The organism is Mesorhizobium sp. LNJC405B00 (assembly GCF_000502615.1).
Taxonomy (GTDB): Bacteria; Pseudomonadota; Alphaproteobacteria; order Rhizobiales; family Rhizobiaceae; genus Mesorhizobium.
In genome coordinates, this window is the sequence record NZ_AYWC01000012.1 from 1 (window position 1) to 20,568 (window position 20,568).

A 20,568-nucleotide genomic window follows, 5' to 3' on the forward strand; every position below is an offset into this window, starting at 1 on the left:
AGTCTTGGTCATGGTGGCGTTCCTTCGCGGGAATCAGGTGACGTGAACAATCACCAGCCTGCCATGACCGCCCCCTCTCGGCGAATTTGCAGAACTCTCAGCACACTACCGATCTCCCCCCTTGCGGGGGAGATGGCCGGCAGGCCAGAGGGGGGTGTGAAGGATCGCCGACGTCGACGATTTTCGTCGCGCCGCCCCTTACTTCCCAGCCGTGCTCACCGGCTCCAGCGTCTTCGGCGTCGTCAGCCGGCCATGTCCCGACACGGCATTGCCGGCATCCGGCGCCAGCCGCATGAATGACACGGACGCTGCCGCCGACACCGCCGCCACGATGAAGAAGGCGATGTGGAAATCGCCGAGCGCCAGCGGTCCGCCATGGATCGAGGTCGAGACTTCCAGGATGCCGCCGGCCAGCGCCACGCCGAGCGCGATCGACAGTTGCTGGAACACCGCCGTGATCGGCGTTGCCTTGCTGGTGTCTTCAGCCGTCACCTCGGCATAGGAGAGCGCGTTGACGCCGGTGAAGAACATCGAGCGGATGAAGCCGCCGACCAGCAATATCGCCAGCATCAGCGCGTAAGGCGTCTCCGGCGTGAACAGGCCGTATATGGCGATCGATGCCGCGGCGATCAGCGAGCCCCAGATCAGCACCCGGCGGAACCCCGCAAGCCGGAAGATCAGCGCGGTAACGAATTTCATGCCGATGGCGCCGATAGCCGAGACGAAGGTGATCATGCCCGACTGGAACGGCGTCAGCCCGAAGCCGATCTGGAACATGAGGGGCAACAGGAACGGCACCGCCCCGATGCCGATGCGAAACAGCGAGCCGCCGAGCACCGAGGAGCGGAACACCGGGTTGCGGAACAGTTCCAGCGCCAGCAGCGGGTTCTTGGCGCGCCGCGCATGCAGGAGATAGAGCACGCCGGAAATCAGCCCGACCGCCACGGTGATGAGGCCGGTCGCCGGCGGCAGATAGGGCAGGCTGACCACCGACAGGCCGAAGATGACGCCGGAGGCCGCCAGCCCGCTCAGTACGAAACCGACGAAATCGAGCGGCGGCGTCTCCATCGAGTCGGTTTGCGGCAGGAAGCGCGTCGCCAGCCAGATGCCGATCAGGCCGATCGGCACGTTGATCAGAAAGATCCAATGCCAGGTGAAATAGGTGGTGATGAAGCCGCCGATCGGTGGTCCCACAAGCGGGCCGACCAGCGCCGGCACCGTCAGCCACGACATGGCCGCGACCAGCTCGCTCTTCGGCGTCGCGCGCACCAGGACCAGCCGGCCGACCGGCGTCATCATGGCGCCGCCTATGCCTTGCAGGAAGCGCGAGACGACAAAGGCCGGCAGTGAATTGGAGATGGCGCAGCAGACCGAGCCGACGATGAAGACGCCGATCGCGGCGCGAAAAATGGTCTTGGCGCCGAACCGGTCGGCCATCCAGCCGCTGATCGGAATGAAGATCGCCAGCGCCACCAGATAGGCGGTCAGCGCCAGCTTGAGCGCGATCGGGCTGGTGTGGATGTCGACGGCAATCGCCGGCAGCGATGTCGCGATGACGGTCGAATCCATGTTTTCCATGAACAAGGCGACCGCCAGAATGAGCGGAATGATGCGGTTCAACGAACGCGTCCGAACTGGTCTAAATGTGCCTGCCGGCCAATCCAAACAATGAAAAGGCGGGCAAGCCGATACAAACGGGCGGTTATCACGCCTCAGGCGCGATGTCGCATTAATTTGCTGTCACTTTTGTGCGACCGTGGGCGGACAAGAGGCGTCGCTGCGTTTCGCCACATTGAATGAACTTGCGAAAATTGACCGGGTTCACTATGCTGTAGTGAATATAACTACTATATGGACAATGCCATGGAAGAAGCCGTTTCCGCAGCCGACGCCAACCGCAAATTCTCGCTCCTCCTGCGCGGTGTCCGCGAAGGACAGAGCTATGTCGTGACCAGCCATGGGCGTCCCGTGGCGCGGATCGTGCCTGCAGGGCAGCCCGACCCTGCGGCGTCTCGTTCGCGCACAGCGCTGCTGTCGCGCCTCGAACGCCAGCCTGTTGTAGAAGCCGGGCGCTGGAGCCGCGACGAGCTTTACGAGGACGAGCGGTGAAGGTCGCGCTCGATACCAACATCCTTGTTTATGCCGAGGGGATCAACGGAGCCGAGAAGCGCGACATCGTTTTCGGCCTGCTGCACGACATTGCGCAAGAGGCAGCCGTCATTCCAGTCCAAGTGCTCGGCGAATTGTTCACCGTTCTCACACGCAAGGCCGGACGATCACGTGCACAAGCGCGCGACGCCCTGTTGAGCTGGCGCGACGCGTTTCCGGTTGTCGGCACGACGCCGGAGGTGATGACGGTCGCGGCTGATCTTGCGACCGATCACCATTTCGGCATCTGGGATGCGACCATCCTGTCTGTTGCCTCGCAAACCGGTTGCCGGCTGCTGCTGTCGGAAGATCTGCAGGACGGCTTCACCTGGGGCGGCGTAACGGTCGTCAATCCTTTCGCGTCACCGCGCCATGTCTTGCTCGATGCCCTGTTGGGCAAGTCCGCCGAATAGGCCACGACCGGCTTTTCAACCACGCCGCGACGTGTTACCAGCCAGCGCCAATCCTGAAAGGGAAGAAACGAGTCGGCGCTGTCCATTTCGGTCCAGCGCTTTTTTGTATTCTCCCAGCGCTTTTCGTATCCGAGGACTGGCCATGGCAAAAATCATCGAAACGTCCACCGGCGCGCTGGCGCTGACCTTTGACGACGTGCTGTTGCAGCCCGGTCATTCCGAGGTCATGCCCGGTGAGACCGACATCCGCACCCGCATCGCCACCGACATCGACCTCAACGTGCCGATCCTGTCGGCCGCCATGGACACCGTCACCGAGGCGCGGCTCGCCATCGCCATGGCGCAGGCCGGCGGCATCGGCGTCATCCACCGCAATTTCTCGCCGGCCGAACAGGCCGAGCAGGTGCGTCAGGTCAAGAAGTTCGAATCGGGCATGGTCATCAATCCGGTCACCATCGGCCCCGACGCCACGCTCGCGGACGCGCTGGCGCTGATGCGCACCTATTCCATCTCGGGCATTCCGGTGGTCGAGAATGGCGGCAGCGGCGGCCAGAAGATCGGCCGCCTGGTCGGCATCCTGACCAACCGCGACGTGCGCTTCGCCTCCGATCCGGGGCAGAAAGTCTACGAATTGATGACCCGTGAGAACCTGATCACGGTCAAGGAGAATGTCGACCAGGACGAGGCCAAGCGGCTGCTGCACCAGCACCGCATCGAAAAGCTCGTCGTCGTGGACAAGTCCGGCAATTGCGTCGGCCTGATCACCGTCAAGGACATCGAGAAGTCGCAGCTCAACCCGCACGCCACCAAGGATGCGCAGGGGCGCCTGCGGGCGGCGGCCGCCACCAGCGTCGGCGATGACGGCTTCGAGCGCGCCGAGCGGTTGATCGACGCCGGTGTCGACCTCCTGGTCATCGACACCGCGCATGGCCATTCGCAGCGCGTGCTCGATGCGGTGACGCGGGCCAAGAAGCTTTCCAATTCCGTGCGCATCCTGGCCGGCAACGTCGCCACCGCCGAAGGCACGCAGGCGCTGATCGACGCCGGCGCCGATGCCGTCAAGGTCGGCATCGGCCCGGGCTCGATCTGCACCACGCGCATCGTCGCCGGTGTCGGCGTGCCGCAGCTTTCGGCGATCATGTCGGCGGTGGAGACGGCGCATAGATCAGGCGTGTCGGTCGTCGCCGACGGCGGCATCAAATATTCGGGCGATCTGGCCAAGGCGCTTGCCGCCGGCGCCAGTGCGGCCATGATCGGTTCGCTGCTGGCCGGCACCGACGAAAGCCCGGGCGAGGTCTATCTGCATCAGGGCCGCTCCTTCAAGGCCTATCGCGGCATGGGCTCTGTCGGCGCCATGGCGCGCGGCTCGGCCGACCGCTACTTCCAGGCCGAGGTTCGCGACACGCTGAAACTGGTCCCGGAAGGCATTGAAGGGCAGGTGCCCTACAAGGGACCTGTGTCTGGCGTGCTGCACCAGCTTGCGGGCGGGCTAAAAGCCGCTATGGGTTATGTCGGTGGCCGCGACCTTGCCGATTTTCGCGAACGCGCCACCTTTGTGCGCATATCCAACGCCGGACTTCGTGAAAGCCACGCCCATGACGTCACGATTACCCGCGAAAGCCCGAACTATCCTGGCGGAGCCTGACCGGCAGCCAGAGCGGTACATGCTCTGGCGCCACCAGGCGACGATCGTGCTGCGGCTGGCGCGCCATGCCGGCGCGCTGTGCTTTGCCGCCGCGGCGGTTTTCATCATCATGACGCTGCTGGAATTCTTCTATTTCCGCCGGCTGAGCGGCGGCCTGCCGTCGCTCGACGTGCGCCTTGGCGGGTTCACGCCCGACGAGGGCATGGCCTGGCTGACGGCACTCGGCCGACGCGGCAGCGAGATCATCCTGGTCTGGCACTATTTGACTTTCGACCTTCTCTTCCCGGCGCTGCTGTCGCTGACCATGGTCAGCCTGATCCTGGCAACCGGGCGGCGGCTGAAGAATTTTCGTGCCATGCCGGTGCAGCTTCAGGCGCTGTTCGCGCTGGTCATCGTGCTGCCCTACACGTGCGCCGACTACGCCCAGAACATTGCGGTGGCGCGGCTTCTGTCCGATGCGCTGTCGGCCAATCCGGATTCGCTCTCCTTGGCCTCGTCGCTGATCGTCACCAAATTCGCGTTTCTGGCGATACCTGTCGCCGTCATCGCGGTCTTGATCCTTGCCGCCCAGCGGCGTCCACAGGCATGAACCACAGAGCAGGGGCAACGCCATGAGCCAGACCGCGATTTTCTGGCCGATGCTGGCGCAGGTGTTGCTCGTCTATATCGTCTATGTCGTGATGGGCCGGCGCCGCTACGGCGCGGTCAAATCGGGCGAGGCCAAGGTCGGTCAATACAAGGTGCGCACGACCGAGCCCGGGTCGAGCGTCACGGTTGCCAACAATCTCATCAACCAGTTCGAACTGCCGGTGCTGTTCTATGTGCTGTGTCTGGCGCTGCACGCGACCAATGGCGTCAATTATCTGACCCTGGCCTTGATGTGGATTTTCGTGATTTCCCGCTATGGCCACGCCTGGGTCCACCTCACCAGCAACAATCTGCGGTTTCGCAGCCGCGCCTTCTACGTCGGCGCGATCATTCTCTTGCTGGCATGGATCTGGTTCGCGCTACACCTGCTCGGAGCGGTGTAGGGCAGTTGTTTACCCTCCCCCTTGTGGGGAGGGTCGCTCCGCGCAGCGGAGCGGGGTGGGGGTCTACAAATCGAACACCGCGATCTTGCGCTTGTCGAACTTAATGCCGATTTCGCCGCGCACCAGCTTCAGTGCGGCTTCGCCGAACACGGCGCGTCGCCAGCCCTGCAGGGCCGGCACGTCGGCATCCTCGCCCTCGGCGGCGATGCGGTCGATGTCGTCGCTGGACGCCAGCACTTTCGAGGCGACGCCTTCCTTCTCGGCGACGATCCGCAACAGAACTTTCAGCAGCTCGGAGGCGGCATTGGAGCCCTCGGGCGGCTGAAAGCTCTTGGGCAGCTTCGGCATCTCTTCGCGGGGCAAAGCGAGCGCCGTGTTGACCGCGCCAAGCAATGCGGTAGCCGTCGACGAACGCTCCCAGCCTTTCGGCGTCGTGCGCAGCTTGCCCAACGCTGCCGCATCGCGCGGCGCCTGCTGGGCGACCTCGTATATGGCGTCGTCCTTGAGCACCCGGCCGCGCGGCACGTCACGCTCGCGCGCCTCGCGTTCGCGCCATGCCGCCACCGTCTGCACGATCGCCAGCTCCTGCGGCTTGCGCAGCCGCATCTTCAGCCGCTTCCAGGCGTCTTCGGGGTGCGGATCGTAGGTCTCGCGCGAAGTCAGCACCTCCATTTCCTCGTTTAGCCAATGGGCGCGGTTTTCCCGCTCCAGTTCGGCGCTGAGATGCTTGTAGACGTCGATCAGATGGGTGACGTCGGCCAAGGCATAGTCGAGCTGCTTGTCCGACAGCGGCCGGTGGCGCCAGTCGGTGAAACGCGAGGATTTGTCGAGCCGTGCGCCGGTGATGCGCTGCACCAGCTGATCGTAGGAGACGCTGTCGCCGAAGCCGCAGACCATGGCCGCGACCTGGGTGTCGAACACCGGATGCGGCACCAGATCGCCGAGATGGACGATGATTTCAATGTCCTGGCGCGCGGCATGGAAAACCTTGACCACCGCTTCATTGGCCATCAGCCGGAAGAATGGGGCGAGGTTGATGTCGGGCGCCAGCGGGTCGATCAGCGCGGTGACGCCTGGCGCCGCCATCTGGATCAGGCACAGAATCGGCCAGAATGTCGTTTCGCGGATGAATTCGGTGTCGACGGTGACGAAATCCGACTTTTCAAAAGCGGCGAGAACGGACTCGAGCTCATTTTGGGTGGTGATGACGTGCATCAAATCGCTTTTTAGTAACGGGTAAGGTTCTCTTTCAATTTCAGCCATGGGCGCTTTCGTCAAGCCGCCCTTCGGTCAAGTATCAGCCGATCCGTCCGAATCGCCATTTCTGCGCGCCAGCCGCGCGAAGACGGTTGATGTGCGCAGCAGCGCCGTGAAGCGGCTGCGCTTGCCCGCCGGCACGCTGCCGCGCACCTGCATGCGGTAGAGAATGACGGCGATGAGGGTGGCGTAGACGACTGCGCTGAAGACAAACAGGGCGCCCGGTCCGAAATATTGCATGGCCGTCGAGGCCGCGAAGGGGCCACCGATGGCGCCGAAGGAATAGAACAGCATCAAGGCGGCATTGATCAGCACGAACTCGCCCTTGTCGGCGCGGTCGTTGGAATGCGCCGCCGACAGCGAATAGAGCGGCATGGCGAAGCTGCCGAAGATGAAGACGATGATCAAATTGAGGGTCGGATCGGCGCCGGCGACGAAGGCCAGCGCCAGCGCCGCGAACATGGCGCCGCATGTCGTGGCCAGAAGCACCGCGCGCCGATCCCAGCGGTCGGAGAGGTAGCCCAGCGGATACTGGATGAGGGCGCCGCCGAAGATGCCGACGCTGACGAAGGTGACGACATCGGCGACCGACATGCCGATCTGTTCGGCATAGACCGGCGACAGCGTGCGGAAGGCGCTGTTGGTGACGCCGACGCAGATGCAGCCGAAGCAGCCGAGCGGCGAAATCCGCCAGACGCGGGCGAGATCGAGCTTGACGTCTTCCGGCGGCGTCGGGTTGGAGCGGTCGCCGAGCGACACCGGAACCAGCGACAGCGTGATCATCATCGACATGATGGCGAAGATGGCAAAGCCGCCGGGGCCGAAGATCGGGATCAGGAACTGCGCGCCGGTTACCGAGCCGATATCGACCATGCGGTAGACGGCGAGCACCCGCGCACGATCCTTGTTTTCGACGCCGGAGTTCAGCCAGGCTTCCATGACGGTGAACAGGCCGGCAAAGCAGAAACCGCCGGCAAAGCGCACCGCGCACCACATCACCGGATCGATCACCAGCACCAGGAGCAGCGTACTGGCAGCGGCGATGGCGGCGAGCGCTGAAAACGTCCGGACATGGCCGACTGCCTTGAGGATACGGGTGACGGCCAAGCACCCCAACAGGAAGCCGGCGAAATAGAACGTACCCATCAGGCCGATGTCGGAGGCCGAAAACCCTTCCTGCGCGCCGCGCAACGCGATCAGCGTGCCCTGCAGCCCGTTGCCGCCAAGCAGGATGCCGGCGGCGATGAGGAGCGGGATCAGCGGGCGGATGGAGGACATACGGAACCGTTGCTTAGAGCATGATCCCGAAAAGTGGGAACCGGTTTTCGGAAAAGATCATGCTTCGAGAAAGAGTTGGATGAGTGTGACGATCGACGAAACGTCATACTCGTCCAGGTGGCTCCACAGTTCTGAACCATCGGTGTGGCCAATGCCAGTGGCTTATCCCGCCGCCAACAGGTGTGTGGCTTTCAGGTAGGGCCGTTCAGGCTTCGTGAGCCCTCGTCAAAGCTTCATCCGCTTGTGCGGCCGGGCGGGACGCCCTTCGGCCAAGCGAGCCGGCGGTCAGCAGGCTGAGCATGATGAACGGGATGCCGATACCGAAGGCCGAGCGGATGCCCCAATGGTCGGAGACGAAACCGAGCAGCGGCGGGCCGAGCAGGAAGGCGACGAAGGAAATCTGCGACAGCGCCGCGACATTGATCGTCGCGGAGCGGTCCGTCCGCTGGGCTGCCGCCGAGATCGCCAACGGAAAGAGCACGCTGCTGCCGATGCCAAGTAGCGCAAAGCCCAGCATCGATACGAGCGGGGCAGGCGAGAAGAAGACGAGCAGCACGCCCACCGCCATCGTCGCCAGCAGCACCCGCGCCACGACGCTCGGCGAGTGGCGGTCGACAAAGGAGTCGGCAAAGAAGCGCGTGCTCGCTTGCGAGAATGCAAACAGCGCCACTGTGAAGCCGGCGACGAAAGGGCCCGCATCGAACACGGTGCGCATGTAGATTGCCGACCAGTCGATGCTGGCGCCTTCCATCAGCATCGCCGACAGCGTCACCGCGACGAGGACGAGGATAGGCAGCGTCGGCCGCGCCAGCCTTGGCGCCGTCTCGTCATTGCCGGCGAAGCGGCTCGGCGCCGGTTCGTAACCGCCGAGAAACAGCGCGATTCCTGTCGCCACCATCGGTACGACAATCGCCAGGTGCAGTTGCGGCGATATGCCGAGATGCGCAAGCGCGGCGCCGAACAGGCCGGCGCCGAAAAAGCCAATGCTCCAGAACGAATGCGCCCGGTTCATGATCCGGCGCTTGAGCAGGAATTCGGTTCTGTCGGCCTCGACATTGAGAATGATCTCGACGCTGCCGATCATCAGGCCGACCGGAAACAGCATCAGGAATAGCGCAAGCGGCCCAGGCGCATGCACGGCAATGGCAAAGACGACCGACAAAAGCGGCACCAGTCCGAGCAGCGCGCGGCGGAAGCCGACGCCCTCCAGGATCGGCGCCGCCAGCGTCAGCGCGGTCAAGGTGCCAATCGGCGTCCCGATCAGGCTGAGCCCGAGCGTGCCGTCTCCTATGCCCATGGCATGTTTGATGTCGGGCAGCCGCGGGAAGATTTGGCCCATGGCGAACGAATAGATCGCAAAGCCGGCGTAGACCCGGTGTTGCGGAGCGAGGCGGAGGCCAAAGGTCATGACGATGCTTTCGGGGAAGAGAGCCGGAGATTGTCGTTGATATCCCCTTATCTTGCACAAACATGCAAATCGTGCAAGAACGTGCACAAAGAAAACAGGATCATGCAATGCTGACCGATGAGCGGCATCAAATCATTCGCGATCGCCTGGCCGTCGAGGGAAGGGTGCTGGCCGGCGAGCTGGCAGGCCGCTTCGGCGTTTCGGAAGACACGGTTCGCCGCGACCTCAGGGAGTTGGCCAAGGCCGGGCAGTGCCGCCGCGTCTATGGCGGCGCGGTCGCGGCCGCACCCTTCGCGGCCACGCCGGTCGGCCTGCGCGCCGGCCATGCGGTCGAAGAAAAGACGCGGCTGGCCCGCGCGACCGTGGCACTGCTTTCGCGCGGACAGACCCTGTTCATCGACAGCGGCTCGACCAATGCCGCGATCGCCAGGGCCATCCCGCGCGACCTCGATCTGACCGTCGCCACCAACTCGCTCGAAATTGCCTCCGTCCTGTCAAACCACGCTTTGGTCGAGCTGATTGTGCTTGGGGGACGGTTCGACCGCCACCTCGGCGCCTGCGTCGGCGCCGACACGCTTGCCGCTGTCGCGCAACTTGGCGCGGACCTGTTTGTTCTCGGATCCTGCGGTCTCGATGCGTCGCGCGGCGTCACGGCCTTCGATTCGGCTGAGGCCGAGGTAAAGCGGGCGATGGCCAAGAACAGCGCAGGCATCGTCATCGCTGTAACCAACGACAAGCTAGCCACAGCCGCACCCTACCGGGTCGCCAGGCCAGAGGCGATCCGCCACCTCGTGGTCGAAAAGACCGCGCCGGCCGCGATCCTCGCGGATTTCGAACGCCAGGGCGCCGAAATCCATTTGGCTTAAACGGAGCTCGGCGCGCGGGCAGTCCGGGACGCAGCATGGGCGACGAACACTTCGACATCTTCCTTTGAATGACCGAGAAGGGCTCCTTCAAGCCTCGCCAGATCATTCGATGTGAAGATGTCAATGGCCTCTCCGCTGCGGCACATTCTGGAGATCAACAAGCTCAGTTTGCAGCGCCATTCTTCTGTCGGCAGGCAGTAGCAGCGCTCTTCCACTGAGGTTTTAGGAACAATCTGGGTGAACTTCAGGATGCGACCTTCGTCGACAAACGGTGCAAAACCTGCATCGCCAATATCGTCGGCGTCCATACCCGGTTCCGCCGCGAACAAGGCCATTGATTTGTCGCCCTGAAGCATCAGCTCCAATTCGCGGCCATTATGTGGCCCGACACCCGGCGGGACTGTGGGTTCTGGCATGAAGTATCTCCAGATCATTCGATGACTGCACTGTCGCGAGAAACACTTCTGGCGGCAATGCGCCAAGCCTGGCAAGACTTCAACACTGACTAGCGGATAGAGAGACGACCCAAACCCGGCTTGCCTTGACAAATCGGGCCTCCCATGCGCTTTTCGCGCAAATTTTGGACCGGGCTTTGATGCTCGACCCACAACCCAGCACCCCGGAATTTTGACATGACAATGCATCGTTACCGCAGCCACACCTGTGCCCAGTTGAGAAAGAGCGATGTCGGCTCTTCGGTTCGCCTGTCGGGCTGGGTGCATCGCGTGCGCGACCATGGCGGCCTGCTGTTCATCGATCTGCGCGACCATTACGGCCTGACCCAGATCGTCGCCGATCCGGATTCGCCCGCCTTCAAGGTGGCCGAGACGCTGCGTGGCGAATGGGTGATCCGCGTCGACGGCGAGGTCAAGGCGCGCCTGCCGGACACCACCAACGCCAACCTGCCGACCGGCGAGATCGAGATCTTTGCCCGCGAGATCGAGGTGCTGTCGGCAGCCAAGGAATTGCCGCTGCCGGTGTTCGGCGAGCCCGACTATCCCGAAGACATCCGCCTGAAGTACCGTTTTCTCGACCTGCGCCGCGAGACGCTGCACAGGAACATCGTGGCGCGCACGAAAATCATCGCCGAGATGCGCAAGCGTATGACCGATGTCGGCTTCACCGAATTCTCGACGCCGATCCTGACGGCCTCGTCGCCGGAAGGCGCGCGCGACTTCCTGGTGCCGTCGCGCATCCATCCCGGCACCTTTTACGCGCTGCCGCAGGCGCCGCAGCAGTACAAGCAACTGATCATGGTTTCGGGCTTCGACCGCTATTTCCAGATCGCGCCCTGCTTCCGCGACGAGGACCCGCGCGCCGACCGTCTGCCCGGCGAATTCTACCAGCTCGACCTCGAAATGAGCTTCGTCGAGCAGGACGACGTGCTGTCGACCATGGAACCGGTGATGCGCGGCGTCTTCGAGACCTTCGCCAACGGCAAGCCGGTGACGCAGACATTCCAGCGCATTCCTTACGATGTCGCGATGCGCAAATATGGCTCCGACAAGCCGGACCTGCGCAACCCGATCGAGATGCAGGCCGTCTCCGACCATTTTCGCGATTCCGGCTTCAAGGTCTTCGCCAACATCCTGGCCAACGATCCGAAGGCCGAAGTGTGGGGCATTCCGGCCAAGACCGGCGGCAGCCGCGCCTTCTGCGACCGCATGAACTCGTGGGCGCAGGGCGAGGGCCAGCCGGGACTGGGTTACATCTTCTGGCGCAAGGAAGGCGACAAGCTTGAAGGCGCCGGTCCGCTGGCCAAGAACATCGGCGAGGAGCGCACCGAGGCGATCCGCCAGCAGCTCGGCCTTGCCGATGGCGACGCCGCCTTCTTCGTCGCCGGCGATCCGAAGAAGTTCGTTACCTTCGCCGGTGCCGCGCGTACGCGTGCCGGCGAAGAACTGAACCTTGTCGACCGCGAGCGCTTCGAATTGTGCTGGATCGTCGACTTCCCGTTCTTCGAATGGAGCGAGGAGGAGAAGAAGATCGACTTCGCCCACAACCCGTTCTCGATGCCGCAAGGCGGTATCGACGCGCTCAACGGCGACGACCTGCTCGGCATCAAGGCCTTCCAGTACGACATGGTGTGCAACGGCTTCGAGATCGCCTCTGGCGGTATCCGCAACCATTTGCCCGAGACCATGGTCAAGGCGTTTGAGACGGTCGGGCTGGACCGCGCCACGGTCGAGGAGCGCTTCGGCGGCCTCTATCGCGCCTTCCAGTATGGCGCGCCGCCGCATGGCGGCATGGCGGCCGGTGTCGACCGCGTGGTCATGCTGCTGGTCGGGGCCAAGAACCTGCGCGAGATCACCATGTTCCCGATGAACCAGCAGGCCTACGATTTGTTGATGAACGCGCCTTCGGAAGCCTCGCCGCAGCAGTTGCGTGATCTGTCGCTGCGTGTCGCGGCAGTGAAGAAGGACTGACGGCAGCGTTGAAGCCGCCCTTTCTCCCCGTCTCTATACGGGGAGAAATGTCCGGCAGGACAATGAGGGGCAGCACGCATGCAGGCGATTGGCGAACGGCCTTAGCAGTTGGCGCCTTCTGACAACCGGTTCAGCATCGAACTACAATTTGCAGGCGTTGGCGCCGCCCCTCATCCGCCTGCCGGCACCTTCTCCCCGTATAGTGACGGGGAGAAGGGAGCGAACTTCGATCAGTCTTCGTTGGCCTTGACGTGGACGCCCAGCGTCTTGGTCAGGTCGGCCGGGTTGGACATGGCGCCGGCCATGATCAGCGCGAACGGCACCGCTGCCGGCGGCTCGGCCGAAATCTCGAGGCTCTTCGGATCGTCGAGGTACTTGCTCACCGCGGCCGTCACTTCGGCGGTCAGTTCGGGATTGTTGAGCTGCGCCATGCCGAACGGCACGATCGCCTTGGCCTGGTTGGCGATGTCCTTGCCCGACATGCCCTGCTGCTTGCCGACATACTCAAGCACTTTGCCGGTGAGCGAATCGTCATCGAAGCGGATCGATGCGCTGTTGAAGGAGAGCTGCTGCAACAGGCCGAGCAGGGCCATGCCTTGCGCCGAATTGTCAGCCCCTTCGGGCTGCGCCGCCATCTTCTTCTGCATCTCCTGCAGCGACTTGACGAAGTCGACCGTGTAGCCGCCGAGGCCGAAGGTCATGCCGAGCGTGCCGGCATTCTCGACCGAGATGTCGTATTTCGACAGGTCCATCTTGCCGTCGCTCGGCTGCCAGGTGCCGCCGATTTCGATATTGCCCGAGATGTTCTGGTAGCCGAGGGCCTCGATGGCTTCCTTGGATTTCGCATCGTCGACCAGGGTCAGGTCGGCGTTGAACTTTTCCGTGGTGGCGGAAAACTCCATCGCCTTGCCGTCGGCCGGCGGCGTGATCTGGACGGCAAGCCCATCCACCGAGAAGGCGGTCTTGTCGGCAACCTTGACCGTCAGGCTTTCGAGTTCGGCCGACTTGTAGATCATCATCGAGCCGAGCGGGCCTGTAGCGCCCTCAGCCGGGATGTTGGCGTCGTGGATGACGAAGGGGGTGAGGTTGAGCGTGACGCCGTCCTTGCTGTGCTCGAAGGCCGAAGTCGTGATGGTCGCGACATCGAAGCCGCCATTGGCTTCGGTCACGCCCTCGAGCTTGACGTCGCCGATCGGCAGCGCCTCCTTTTCGGCCGCCGGTTTGACCGACACGCCCTGCAGCACCATGCTGGAATTGTCGCCGGTAACGCCGGTCCAGGTGATATCGACGCCCTGGACGGCAAGTGCGGCCTTCAGTCGGTCGGCAACCGCCGTGTCTTGCGCAAAGGCGGCATTCAGCGGCAGCGTCAGCAAAAAGGTCGAAAAAGCAAGTTTCTTGAGTGTCGAACGTTGGATTGTCATCGCGAGTTCCCTGAGAGAGTCCTGAAAAAGTGTTTTCTCAATTCTACGCCATCACCATTCCGTGACGAACTGGACGGGAAAAAGGCGCTTTCCCGCAGAGTTGTCGAAAATCACGGCGAAAGGCAAATCGGAGCGGGAGCCTTCGCCCGACGCGGTGAATATGTCATGAAGGTCGGGCTCCCCTGCGTACCGTCTCCTGCCTTAGAGAGGGCGTGTAACAGATTGATGTTGGTTGGCAACAGCACTGATACCGTTGCTGTTGCACAGGGACGGCAAGGGGGAACATGAAGTCCGTCACATCCATTGTCGGACCTTGAGCCGCCCTCGTAAGCCCAAAGGCTGCAAAGTGCGGATTTCCGCAGCCCCGCCTTGCCGCGAATCACCCGCTCGGCTAGTCCAGCCGCATGGGAAAAAGGATTTTGCCGCCTGAAAATGGCGGCGGTGACCACATCGAACCGGTCGATCTGAAGAAGGCGCTGGAAGAGCGCTATCTCGCCTATGCGCTCTCGACCATCATGCACCGGGCGCTGCCTGACGTGCGCGACGGGCTGAAGCCTGTGCATCGCCGCATCATGCATGCAATGCGGCTGCTCAGGCTCAACCCCGACCAGGGCTTTGCCAAATGCGCCCGCATAGTCGGCGACGTGATGGGCAAGTTCCATCCGCACGGCGACCAGTCGATCTACGACGCGCTGGTGCGCCTGGCGCAGGATTTCTCCATGCGCTATCCCCTCGTCGACGGGCAGGGCAATTTCGGCAATATCGACGGCGATAACGCCGCCGCCATGCGCTATACCGAGGCGCGCATGACCGAGGTGGCGAGCGATTTGCTTGCCGGCATCACCGAGGACGCCGTCGATTTCCGGCCAACCTACAATGAGGAGGACGAGGAGCCCGTAGTGCTTCCCGGCGCCTTCCCGAATCTGCTCGCCAACGGTTCCTCCGGCATTGCGGTCGGCATGGCCACCTCCATCCCGCCGCACAATGCCGCCGAGCTTTGCAACGCAGCGCTGCAGTTGATCGAGCAGCCGGACGCGCCGGTGACAAAGCTGATGGAGTTCGTCCAGGGACCGGATTTCCCGACCGGCGGCATCATCGTCGACAGCCGCGCTTCCATCCTGGAGGCCTATGAGACCGGCCGCGGCGGTTTTCGCGTGCGCGCCAAATGGGGCCAGGAGGATCAGGGCAGGGGCACCTGGAGCATCGTCGTCACTGAAATCCCCTACGGCATCCAGAAGGCCAGGCTGATCGAGAAGATCGCCGAGCTTTTGATCGCGCGCAAATTGCCGCTGCTCGAGGATGTCAGAGACGAAAGCGCCGAGGACGTCCGCATTGTGCTCGTACCGAAGAGCCGTTCGGTCGATCCCGGCATTCTGATGGAATCGCTGTTCAAGCTGACCGAGCTCGAAAGCCGATTTCCCCTCAACATGAACGTTTTGTCGCGGGGCAAGGTGCCTAACGTCCTGTCGCTGAAGGGAGTGCTGAAGGAGTGGCTCGACCATCGGCGCGATGTGCTGATCCGCCGCTCAAAGCATCGGCTTGGCGAGATCGAGAAGCGGCTGGAAATCCTTGCCGGCCACCTGATCGCCTATCTCAACATCGACGAGGTCATCAGGATCATCCGCGAGGAGGATGAGCCCAAGCAGGTGATGATGGCCCGTTGGTCGCTCACCGACACCCAGGCCGAAGCCATCCTCAACATGCGGCTGCGGGCCTTGCGCAAGCTGGAAGAGTTCGAGATCCGCAAGGAGTTCGACGGTCTCACCACCGAGAAGAAGCAGATCGAGGCATTGCTCGCATCCGACGCCAAGCAATGGTCGACGATCAAATGGGAAGTCACGCAGGTTCGCGACAAGTTCGGCCCCGAGACCGAACTCGGCAAGCGCCGCACCCAGTTCGCCGACGCGCCGGAGCATGATCTGACCGACATTGCGCACGCCATGATCGAGCGCGAGCCGGTCACCGTGGTGGTCTCGGAAAAGGGCTGGCTGCGGGCGATGAAAGGCCATTTGGCTGACCATTCCACGCTCACCTTCAAGGAAGGCGACAGCCTCAAGCTCGCCTTCCATGCCCAGACCACCGACAAGATCCTGGTCTTCACCACCGGCGGAAAATTCTACACCATCGGCGCCGACCGGCTGCCGGGCGGCCGCGGCCATGGCGAACCGATCCGCATCATCGTCGACATGGACAACGACCAGGACATCGTCACCGCCTTCGTCCACGACCCGAAGCGCAAGCTGCTGCTCGTCTCCTACGATGCCAATGGTTTCGTCGTGCCGGAGGAGGAGGTCGTCGCCAACACCCGAAAGGGCAAGCAGGTGATGAACGTCAAGGCGCCCGACGAGGCCAAGGCCTGCGTCCCGGTGTCAGGCGATCATCTCGCCATTGTCGGCGAGAACCGCAAGATGCTGGTGTTTGCGCTCTCCGAAATTCCCGAGATGGGCCGCGGCAAGGGCGTTCGCCTGCAGAAATACAAGGATGGCGGTCTGCTCGACCTGAAACCCTTCACGCTGGCGAGCGGCCTGTCCTGGCAGGATTCCGCCGACCGCACCTTCGTCAGGTCGCGCGAGGAGCTGGCGGAATGGATCGGCGCGAGAGCGTCGGCCGGACGGATGGTGCCGAAGGGATTCCCGCGGACCGGGAAATTTGGTTGAAGCTGCTGATCTCCCCCCAAGTGGGGGAGATGGCGGCAGGCCAGAGGGGGGCGCTGTCCCGCCAGCGCATCAAATGGTCATGGCTCGCCACTCGGTCGCAACTCTTGGGTCTTCAATGTCGGGTGCCAGGCTGGCGATCCTTCGCGCCCCCCTCTGTCCTGCCCGACATCTCCCCCACGAGGGGGGAGATTGGCAGCTTCACCAACCGACCATTTGGACTATCGTCACGATTGCGGCACTATGACAGTGCATTAACGCTGTGTAGGCCGGGAGAATTGACCGTTTGAAGGAAGCGAAGATCCAGAAGCCGGAACGTCAGCAGCGCCTGTTCGGCCTGTCGACACCGCTGCGGGCCGCCGTCATCCCGCCGCTGTCGGCGGCGCGCTGGCTGTTGGTGCTGATCGTCGCCGCCGGCGTTTATTTCTTCCACGGGTTCCTGTTTCCCGTGCTGGCAGCCCTCGTCATTGCTTTTGCCAGCTGGCCGCTCTACCGCCGGCTGCTTGCCGGTGTCGGCGGTAACCGCACCGTCGCCGCGACGCTCGCCATCCTGTTCATCCTCGCCTTCCTGGTGGTGCCGATAGCGCTCGCCGGCACCTACGCCATCAACGAGGTCCGCGAATGGGTCGGCTGGGCGATCGAGACCAACAGGCACGGCGCGGTCACACCGCACTGGATCACCTCGCTGCCTGTCGTCGGCGAGTGGCTGAACGAACAGTGGATCGACAATTTCGGCCATCCCGGCGGCATCGGCGAGCTGATCCAGCTGGTCAGCGGCGCCAATATCGGCAGCATCTATCGCGGCGTGCTGGCTGCCGGCGGCAGCGCCTTCGGCCTGTTGCTCACGCTGCTGTTCATGATGATCGCGCTGTTCTTCGCCTACCGCGACGGCGAACACTTTGCCAGCCAGATCGACCGGCTCGGCGAACGCATCCTGCCGACACGCTGGGAGCGGATTTCGCGCGTCGTGCCGGCGACCATTTCCTCGACCGTTACCGGCATGACCGTGATCGCCATCGGCGAGGGGCTGGTGCTCGGCATCGCCTACTGGCTGGCCGGGGTGCCGTCGCCGGTGACGCTGGGCGCATTGACCGGCGTGATGGCGCTGATCCCCGGCGGCGCGCCGCTGTCGTTTACGCTTGTGTCGATCTACCTCGCCGCCAGCGGCTCGCCGATGGCGGGTCTGGCGCTGTTCATCTGGGGCGCGGTGGAACTGTTCATCGTCGACAAGACCTTGCGCCCGAAGCTGGTCGGCGGACCGATCAAATTGCCCTTCCTGCCCACCTTTTTCGGCCTGATCGGCGGCGTCAAGACGATGGGCTTTCTCGGCCTGTTCATCGGCCCCGTGCTGATGGCGCTGCTGGTGGCGATCTGGCGCGAATGGCTGCGCGAGGTGGAACTGGCCGAAGACACCGTTCCCGACACGGCGGCCGAGCTCGAAGGCGGGCCGCCGCAGATCGAGATTGTCGCCGGCCCCGCGAAGAAAAGTCAGGCTGGGTAAGCGACGGCGAGCGCTGCCCGGCGCTTGCGCCCTTCATGCAACTGCCACAGGGAATGCGCGACCAGCGTGACGATCAGGATCACGCCGCCGATCAGGCTATTGCGCGACGGCGTCTCGGCAAAGATCATCCATATCCAGACCGGCGCCAGAACCGTTTCCAGGAGATAGAACATCGCCACTTCCGGGCCTGAAATGTATTTCGGCCCGTTGGCCAGGCAGAAGAAGGCGAACGGCATGATGACGGCGCCGTTGAAAACGATCCACCATGGCGCCTCCACCTGGAAACCGGTCCTGGAGACCATGAGCGCCGCCAGCCCGAACGGCAGCAGGACGCCGGTCAGCGCGGTGAACCCCATATCCCTCCCGCTGGCGCGCGAAACGGTGATGGCGCAGGCAATCGCCAAGGCCGAACACAGCGCCGTCACATCGCCGAACAGATATCCCGTGCCGACGGAATCGCCGACGATGATGGCGATGCCGACGATCATCAGCGCCATTGCCGCAAGCGTCAGCGGCTGCGGTCGCTCCTTCAGAAACAGCCACGACAGCAGCGCCGAGAACATGGTGGAGAAGGCCAGGATGAAAACCAGATTGGCGGTCGAGGTGTTGTAGACGGCAGTGATGAAGGCGATTGCGCCGAGCCCGTAGAGTGTGGCGACCACGAGCCCCGACCAGCCGGGTATCAGCTGCGGAGCATTCTTGCTGAACGAGCGCCAGATGGCCCATACGATCAGCCCTGCCACGAAGGTGCAGCCGGTGCGCAGCAAAAGGATCGTCCAGGCTTCGCCATGGGCGAGCCGGATCAGGGGAATGTCGATGGTCAGCGCCAGCCCGCCAAGCGCGGTGAGCAGGAGTCCTTTGGTGTGGGCATTGTGAGAGGACATGCAACGGCTTTCGCAATGATTTGAGCAGATGCCGGTCGGCGCAATCGCCCCGCCAACGGGCGGAAGACCAGCATCGTCTCGGCTGAAAATGTTTAGATCAGGATCTGGTAAGAAGAAAAATCAGCGCGTGACCGCTTCGTGGTCGTAGCGTTCCCAGCCCTTCGGGCCGAGATGCTCCTGCGGCATGAAGCGCATTTTATAGTTCATCTTGCGCGAGCCGTTGACCCAGTAGCCGAGATAGACATGGGGCAAGCCCATGGCCCGGGCGCGGGCGATATGGTCGAGGATCATGAAGGTGCCGAGCGAACGGTCCTCGAACTCGGGATTGAAGTAGGAATAGACCATCGACAGGCCATCGGCCATCTTGTCGGTCAGCGCCACGGCGATCAGCTCGCCCTGGCCCTTGCCGGTGATGAATGTGTCGGGGCCGCGGCGCCGGTATTCGATCACCTTGGTGTCGACATGGGTATCCTCGACCATCATGGCGTAGTCGAGCACCGTCATGTCGGACATGCCGCCGCGGCGATGGCGAGCGTCGAGATAGCCGCGAAACAGCGAATACTGCTCGGTCGACGGCTGCGCGTCGTGCATGGCGCCGATCAGATCGGAATTGCGCTGGATCACCCGCTTCATGTTGCGGCTGGCGGTGAACTCCTGCGCCAGGATACGCACCGAGACGCAGGCGCGGCAGGTCTCGCAGGCGGGACGGTAAGCGATGTTCTGCGAGCGCCGGAAACCGCCTTGCGTCAACAGATCGTTCATCTCCGGCGCCTTGTCGCCGACCAGATGCGTGAACACCTTGCGTTCGAACTGGCCCTCGAGATACGGGCACGGCGATGGCGCGGTCAGGAAGAACTGCGGCGACTGGGTCGGATGGTGCGTCATCGAACCTTGGGAACACTCCTGCGAATCGCTCTACCTTTGGCTTGGCTGGCGAAAAATTCAACAGGATTGTGAAGGCGGGGTTGAACGGACCCCTTCACATTTGCGCACAAATGCCTGTTGGCGTCGGTTGAACGCCGGTTCAACGGTCGCTGCGGCTGACGACGGTGCCAAGCAGCAGGTCGTGCAGTGTGCGCTTGCGATCGGAAAACAGCGTCACCAGGAGGACGAGCGGCGTCAGGATGACCGTGCTCGCCCAGAACAGCACCGAATGGACAACGGCGGTGAGGCCGTCGATACGGCTGCCGTCGAGACGATCGAGCCGAATGCCCATCATCTTCATGCCTGATGTGGCCTGGTTGCGACCGCCCAGCGTGTTCCAGATGTAGAGAATGGCGACCGCCGGCACGAGGATGGAATACAGCGCCCAGCCAAGACCGAATGTCAAAAGGCCAAGCACGGCCACCAGGATCGCGAACGGAATGGTGAGCAGCGCCACGATGCAATAGTCGATGATGAAGGCCAGGATGCGCCGCGTGCGCACACCGTCATAGGCCCTGACGTCGTCGAGCCTGCTGGTGATGATTTCGCCGTCAAGTACGCGCGCGTTCATGTCATGTCCTCGTAACAGGCGCCACGCTAGGGTGCGCCGCCACTGAAATGGTGAAGACCGCGGGCGGAATCAAGATCGGTTCGTCCATCGGTCCGGCTCGGCAGTGTGACGAGGTTGAGCCGATTGAATTTGGTGGACGGA

The 20,568-nt window shown here is 63.1% G+C and carries 18 protein-coding genes; 9 read left to right on the forward strand and 9 right to left on the reverse strand.

Annotated elements, in window-relative coordinates; all coding sequences use genetic code 11:
• Positions 1-198: 198 nt before the first annotated feature.
• Positions 199-1,620, reverse strand: coding sequence for an MFS transporter (locus X756_RS144485; RefSeq protein ID WP_023689532.1), 1,422 nt, complete (start codon positions 1,618-1,620; stop codon positions 199-201).
• Positions 1,621-1,863: 243 nt separating this feature from the next.
• Here X756_RS144485 and X756_RS144480 point away from each other — a divergent pair, with 243 nt between their 5' ends.
• The 5 genes from X756_RS144480 (at position 1,864) to X756_RS144460 (ending at position 5,237) form a co-directional block, all read left to right on the forward strand.
• The gene (locus X756_RS144480; RefSeq protein WP_023673036.1) at positions 1,864-2,109 is read left to right on the forward strand and encodes a type II toxin-antitoxin system prevent-host-death family antitoxin; all 246 of its coding nucleotides are present in this window, start codon (positions 1,864-1,866) and stop codon (positions 2,107-2,109) included.
• A complete protein-coding gene (locus X756_RS144475; protein ID WP_023673035.1) occupies positions 2,106-2,561 on the forward strand; it encodes a PIN domain-containing protein in 456 nt (151 codons plus the stop codon). The genes X756_RS144480 and X756_RS144475 overlap by 4 nt, the downstream gene beginning before the upstream one ends.
• Before the next feature lie 142 nt (positions 2,562-2,703).
• On the forward strand, positions 2,704-4,206 hold the full coding sequence (guaB, locus tag X756_RS144470; protein ID WP_023730834.1) for an IMP dehydrogenase: 1,503 nt from the start codon (positions 2,704-2,706) through the stop codon (positions 4,204-4,206).
• Between the two features lie 19 nt (positions 4,207-4,225).
• Positions 4,226-4,795 (forward strand): hypothetical protein, encoded by a 570-nt coding sequence (locus X756_RS144465; protein ID WP_050588093.1) that lies wholly within the window; start codon positions 4,226-4,228, stop codon positions 4,793-4,795.
• Positions 4,796-4,817: 22 nt separating this feature from the next.
• Positions 4,818-5,237, forward strand: a complete 420-nt coding sequence (locus tag X756_RS144460) for an MAPEG family protein (protein WP_023673032.1) — start codon at positions 4,818-4,820, stop codon at positions 5,235-5,237.
• A gap of 63 nt (positions 5,238-5,300) precedes the next feature.
• Here X756_RS144460 and rnd read toward each other — a convergent pair whose 3' ends face one another.
• The 3 genes from rnd to X756_RS144445 form a co-directional block, all read right to left on the reverse strand.
• Positions 5,301-6,452 (reverse strand): ribonuclease D, encoded by a 1,152-nt coding sequence (rnd, locus tag X756_RS144455; protein WP_023682426.1) that lies wholly within the window; start codon positions 6,450-6,452, stop codon positions 5,301-5,303.
• Between the two features lie 75 nt (positions 6,453-6,527).
• The gene (locus tag X756_RS144450; RefSeq protein ID WP_023730836.1) at positions 6,528-7,772 is read right to left on the reverse strand and encodes an MFS transporter; all 1,245 of its coding nucleotides are present in this window, start codon (positions 7,770-7,772) and stop codon (positions 6,528-6,530) included.
• 205 nt (positions 7,773-7,977) lie between these two features.
• Positions 7,978-9,180, reverse strand: coding sequence for an MFS transporter (locus tag X756_RS144445; protein WP_023730837.1), 1,203 nt, complete (start codon positions 9,178-9,180; stop codon positions 7,978-7,980).
• Between the two features lie 107 nt (positions 9,181-9,287).
• On the opposite strand from X756_RS144445, the gene X756_RS144440 reads away from it, so the two are divergent.
• Entirely contained in the window at positions 9,288-10,046 is a 759-nt protein-coding gene (locus X756_RS144440) for a DeoR/GlpR family DNA-binding transcription regulator (RefSeq protein ID WP_023689527.1), read from the forward strand.
• Here the strand turns inward: X756_RS144440 and X756_RS144435 are convergent.
• Positions 10,043-10,462 (reverse strand): hypothetical protein, encoded by a 420-nt coding sequence (locus tag X756_RS144435; protein ID WP_023730838.1) that lies wholly within the window; start codon positions 10,460-10,462, stop codon positions 10,043-10,045. The two genes, X756_RS144440 and X756_RS144435, sit on opposite strands and share 4 nt — an antisense overlap.
• A gap of 222 nt (positions 10,463-10,684) precedes the next feature.
• On the opposite strand from X756_RS144435, the gene aspS reads away from it, so the two are divergent.
• Entirely contained in the window at positions 10,685-12,472 is a 1,788-nt protein-coding gene (gene aspS, locus X756_RS144430; protein ID WP_023682421.1) for an aspartate--tRNA ligase, read from the forward strand.
• Between the two features lie 230 nt (positions 12,473-12,702).
• Here aspS and X756_RS144425 read toward each other — a convergent pair whose 3' ends face one another.
• Positions 12,703-13,893, reverse strand: coding sequence for a hypothetical protein (locus X756_RS144425; RefSeq protein ID WP_023682420.1), 1,191 nt, complete (start codon positions 13,891-13,893; stop codon positions 12,703-12,705).
• 404 nt (positions 13,894-14,297) lie between these two features.
• Between X756_RS144425 and parC the strand changes: the two genes are divergently transcribed.
• Both parC and X756_RS144415 read left to right on the forward strand, forming a co-directional pair.
• Positions 14,298-16,550, forward strand: a complete 2,253-nt coding sequence (gene parC / locus X756_RS144420) for a DNA topoisomerase IV subunit A (RefSeq protein WP_023730839.1) — start codon at positions 14,298-14,300, stop codon at positions 16,548-16,550.
• 283 nt (positions 16,551-16,833) lie between these two features.
• A complete protein-coding gene (locus X756_RS144415; RefSeq protein ID WP_023730840.1) occupies positions 16,834-18,048 on the forward strand; it encodes an AI-2E family transporter in 1,215 nt (404 codons plus the stop codon).
• Here X756_RS144415 and X756_RS144410 read toward each other — a convergent pair.
• From X756_RS144410 to X756_RS144400, 3 genes are all read right to left on the reverse strand, one after another.
• A complete protein-coding gene (locus X756_RS144410; RefSeq protein WP_023730841.1) occupies positions 18,036-18,932 on the reverse strand; it encodes a DMT family transporter in 897 nt (298 codons plus the stop codon). The two genes, X756_RS144415 and X756_RS144410, sit on opposite strands and share 13 nt — an antisense overlap.
• Before the next feature lie 120 nt (positions 18,933-19,052).
• Positions 19,053-19,817, reverse strand: a complete 765-nt coding sequence (locus tag X756_RS144405) for an arginyltransferase (RefSeq protein WP_023682417.1) — start codon at positions 19,815-19,817, stop codon at positions 19,053-19,055.
• Between the two features lie 139 nt (positions 19,818-19,956).
• Positions 19,957-20,427, reverse strand: a complete 471-nt coding sequence (locus tag X756_RS144400; RefSeq protein WP_023673020.1) for an RDD family protein — start codon at positions 20,425-20,427, stop codon at positions 19,957-19,959.
• Between the last annotated feature and the right edge of the window lie 141 nt (positions 20,428-20,568).

Bases quoted from the DNA above. Each gene is read 5' to 3' on its own strand.
- X756_RS144460 (WP_023673032.1), top strand. From the start codon at position 4,818: ATGAGCCAGACCGCGATTTTCTGGCCGATGCTGGCGCAGGTGTTGCTC.
- X756_RS144465 (WP_050588093.1), top strand. From the start codon at position 4,226: ATGCTCTGGCGCCACCAGGCGACGATCGTGCTGCGGCTGGCGCGCCAT.
- rnd (WP_023682426.1), bottom strand. From the start codon at position 6,452: ATGCACGTCATCACCACCCAAAATGAGCTCGAGTCCGTTCTCGCCGCT.
- X756_RS144440 (WP_023689527.1), top strand. From the start codon at position 9,288: ATGCTGACCGATGAGCGGCATCAAATCATTCGCGATCGCCTGGCCGTC.
- X756_RS144435 (WP_023730838.1), bottom strand. From the start codon at position 10,462: ATGCCAGAACCCACAGTCCCGCCGGGTGTCGGGCCACATAATGGCCGC.
- X756_RS144480 (WP_023673036.1), top strand. From the start codon at position 1,864: ATGGAAGAAGCCGTTTCCGCAGCCGACGCCAACCGCAAATTCTCGCTC.
- X756_RS144410 (WP_023730841.1), bottom strand. From the start codon at position 18,932: ATGTCCTCTCACAATGCCCACACCAAAGGACTCCTGCTCACCGCGCTT.
- X756_RS144400 (WP_023673020.1), bottom strand. From the start codon at position 20,427: ATGAACGCGCGCGTACTTGACGGCGAAATCATCACCAGCAGGCTCGAC.
- X756_RS144405 (WP_023682417.1), bottom strand. From the start codon at position 19,817: ATGACGCACCATCCGACCCAGTCGCCGCAGTTCTTCCTGACCGCGCCA.
- X756_RS144425 (WP_023682420.1), bottom strand. From the start codon at position 13,893: ATGACAATCCAACGTTCGACACTCAAGAAACTTGCTTTTTCGACCTTT.
- aspS (WP_023682421.1), top strand. From the start codon at position 10,685: ATGCATCGTTACCGCAGCCACACCTGTGCCCAGTTGAGAAAGAGCGAT.
- guaB (WP_023730834.1), top strand. From the start codon at position 2,704: ATGGCAAAAATCATCGAAACGTCCACCGGCGCGCTGGCGCTGACCTTT.
- X756_RS144445 (WP_023730837.1), bottom strand. From the start codon at position 9,180: ATGACCTTTGGCCTCCGCCTCGCTCCGCAACACCGGGTCTACGCCGGC.
- parC (WP_023730839.1), top strand. From the start codon at position 14,298: ATGGGAAAAAGGATTTTGCCGCCTGAAAATGGCGGCGGTGACCACATC.
- X756_RS144450 (WP_023730836.1), bottom strand. From the start codon at position 7,772: ATGTCCTCCATCCGCCCGCTGATCCCGCTCCTCATCGCCGCCGGCATC.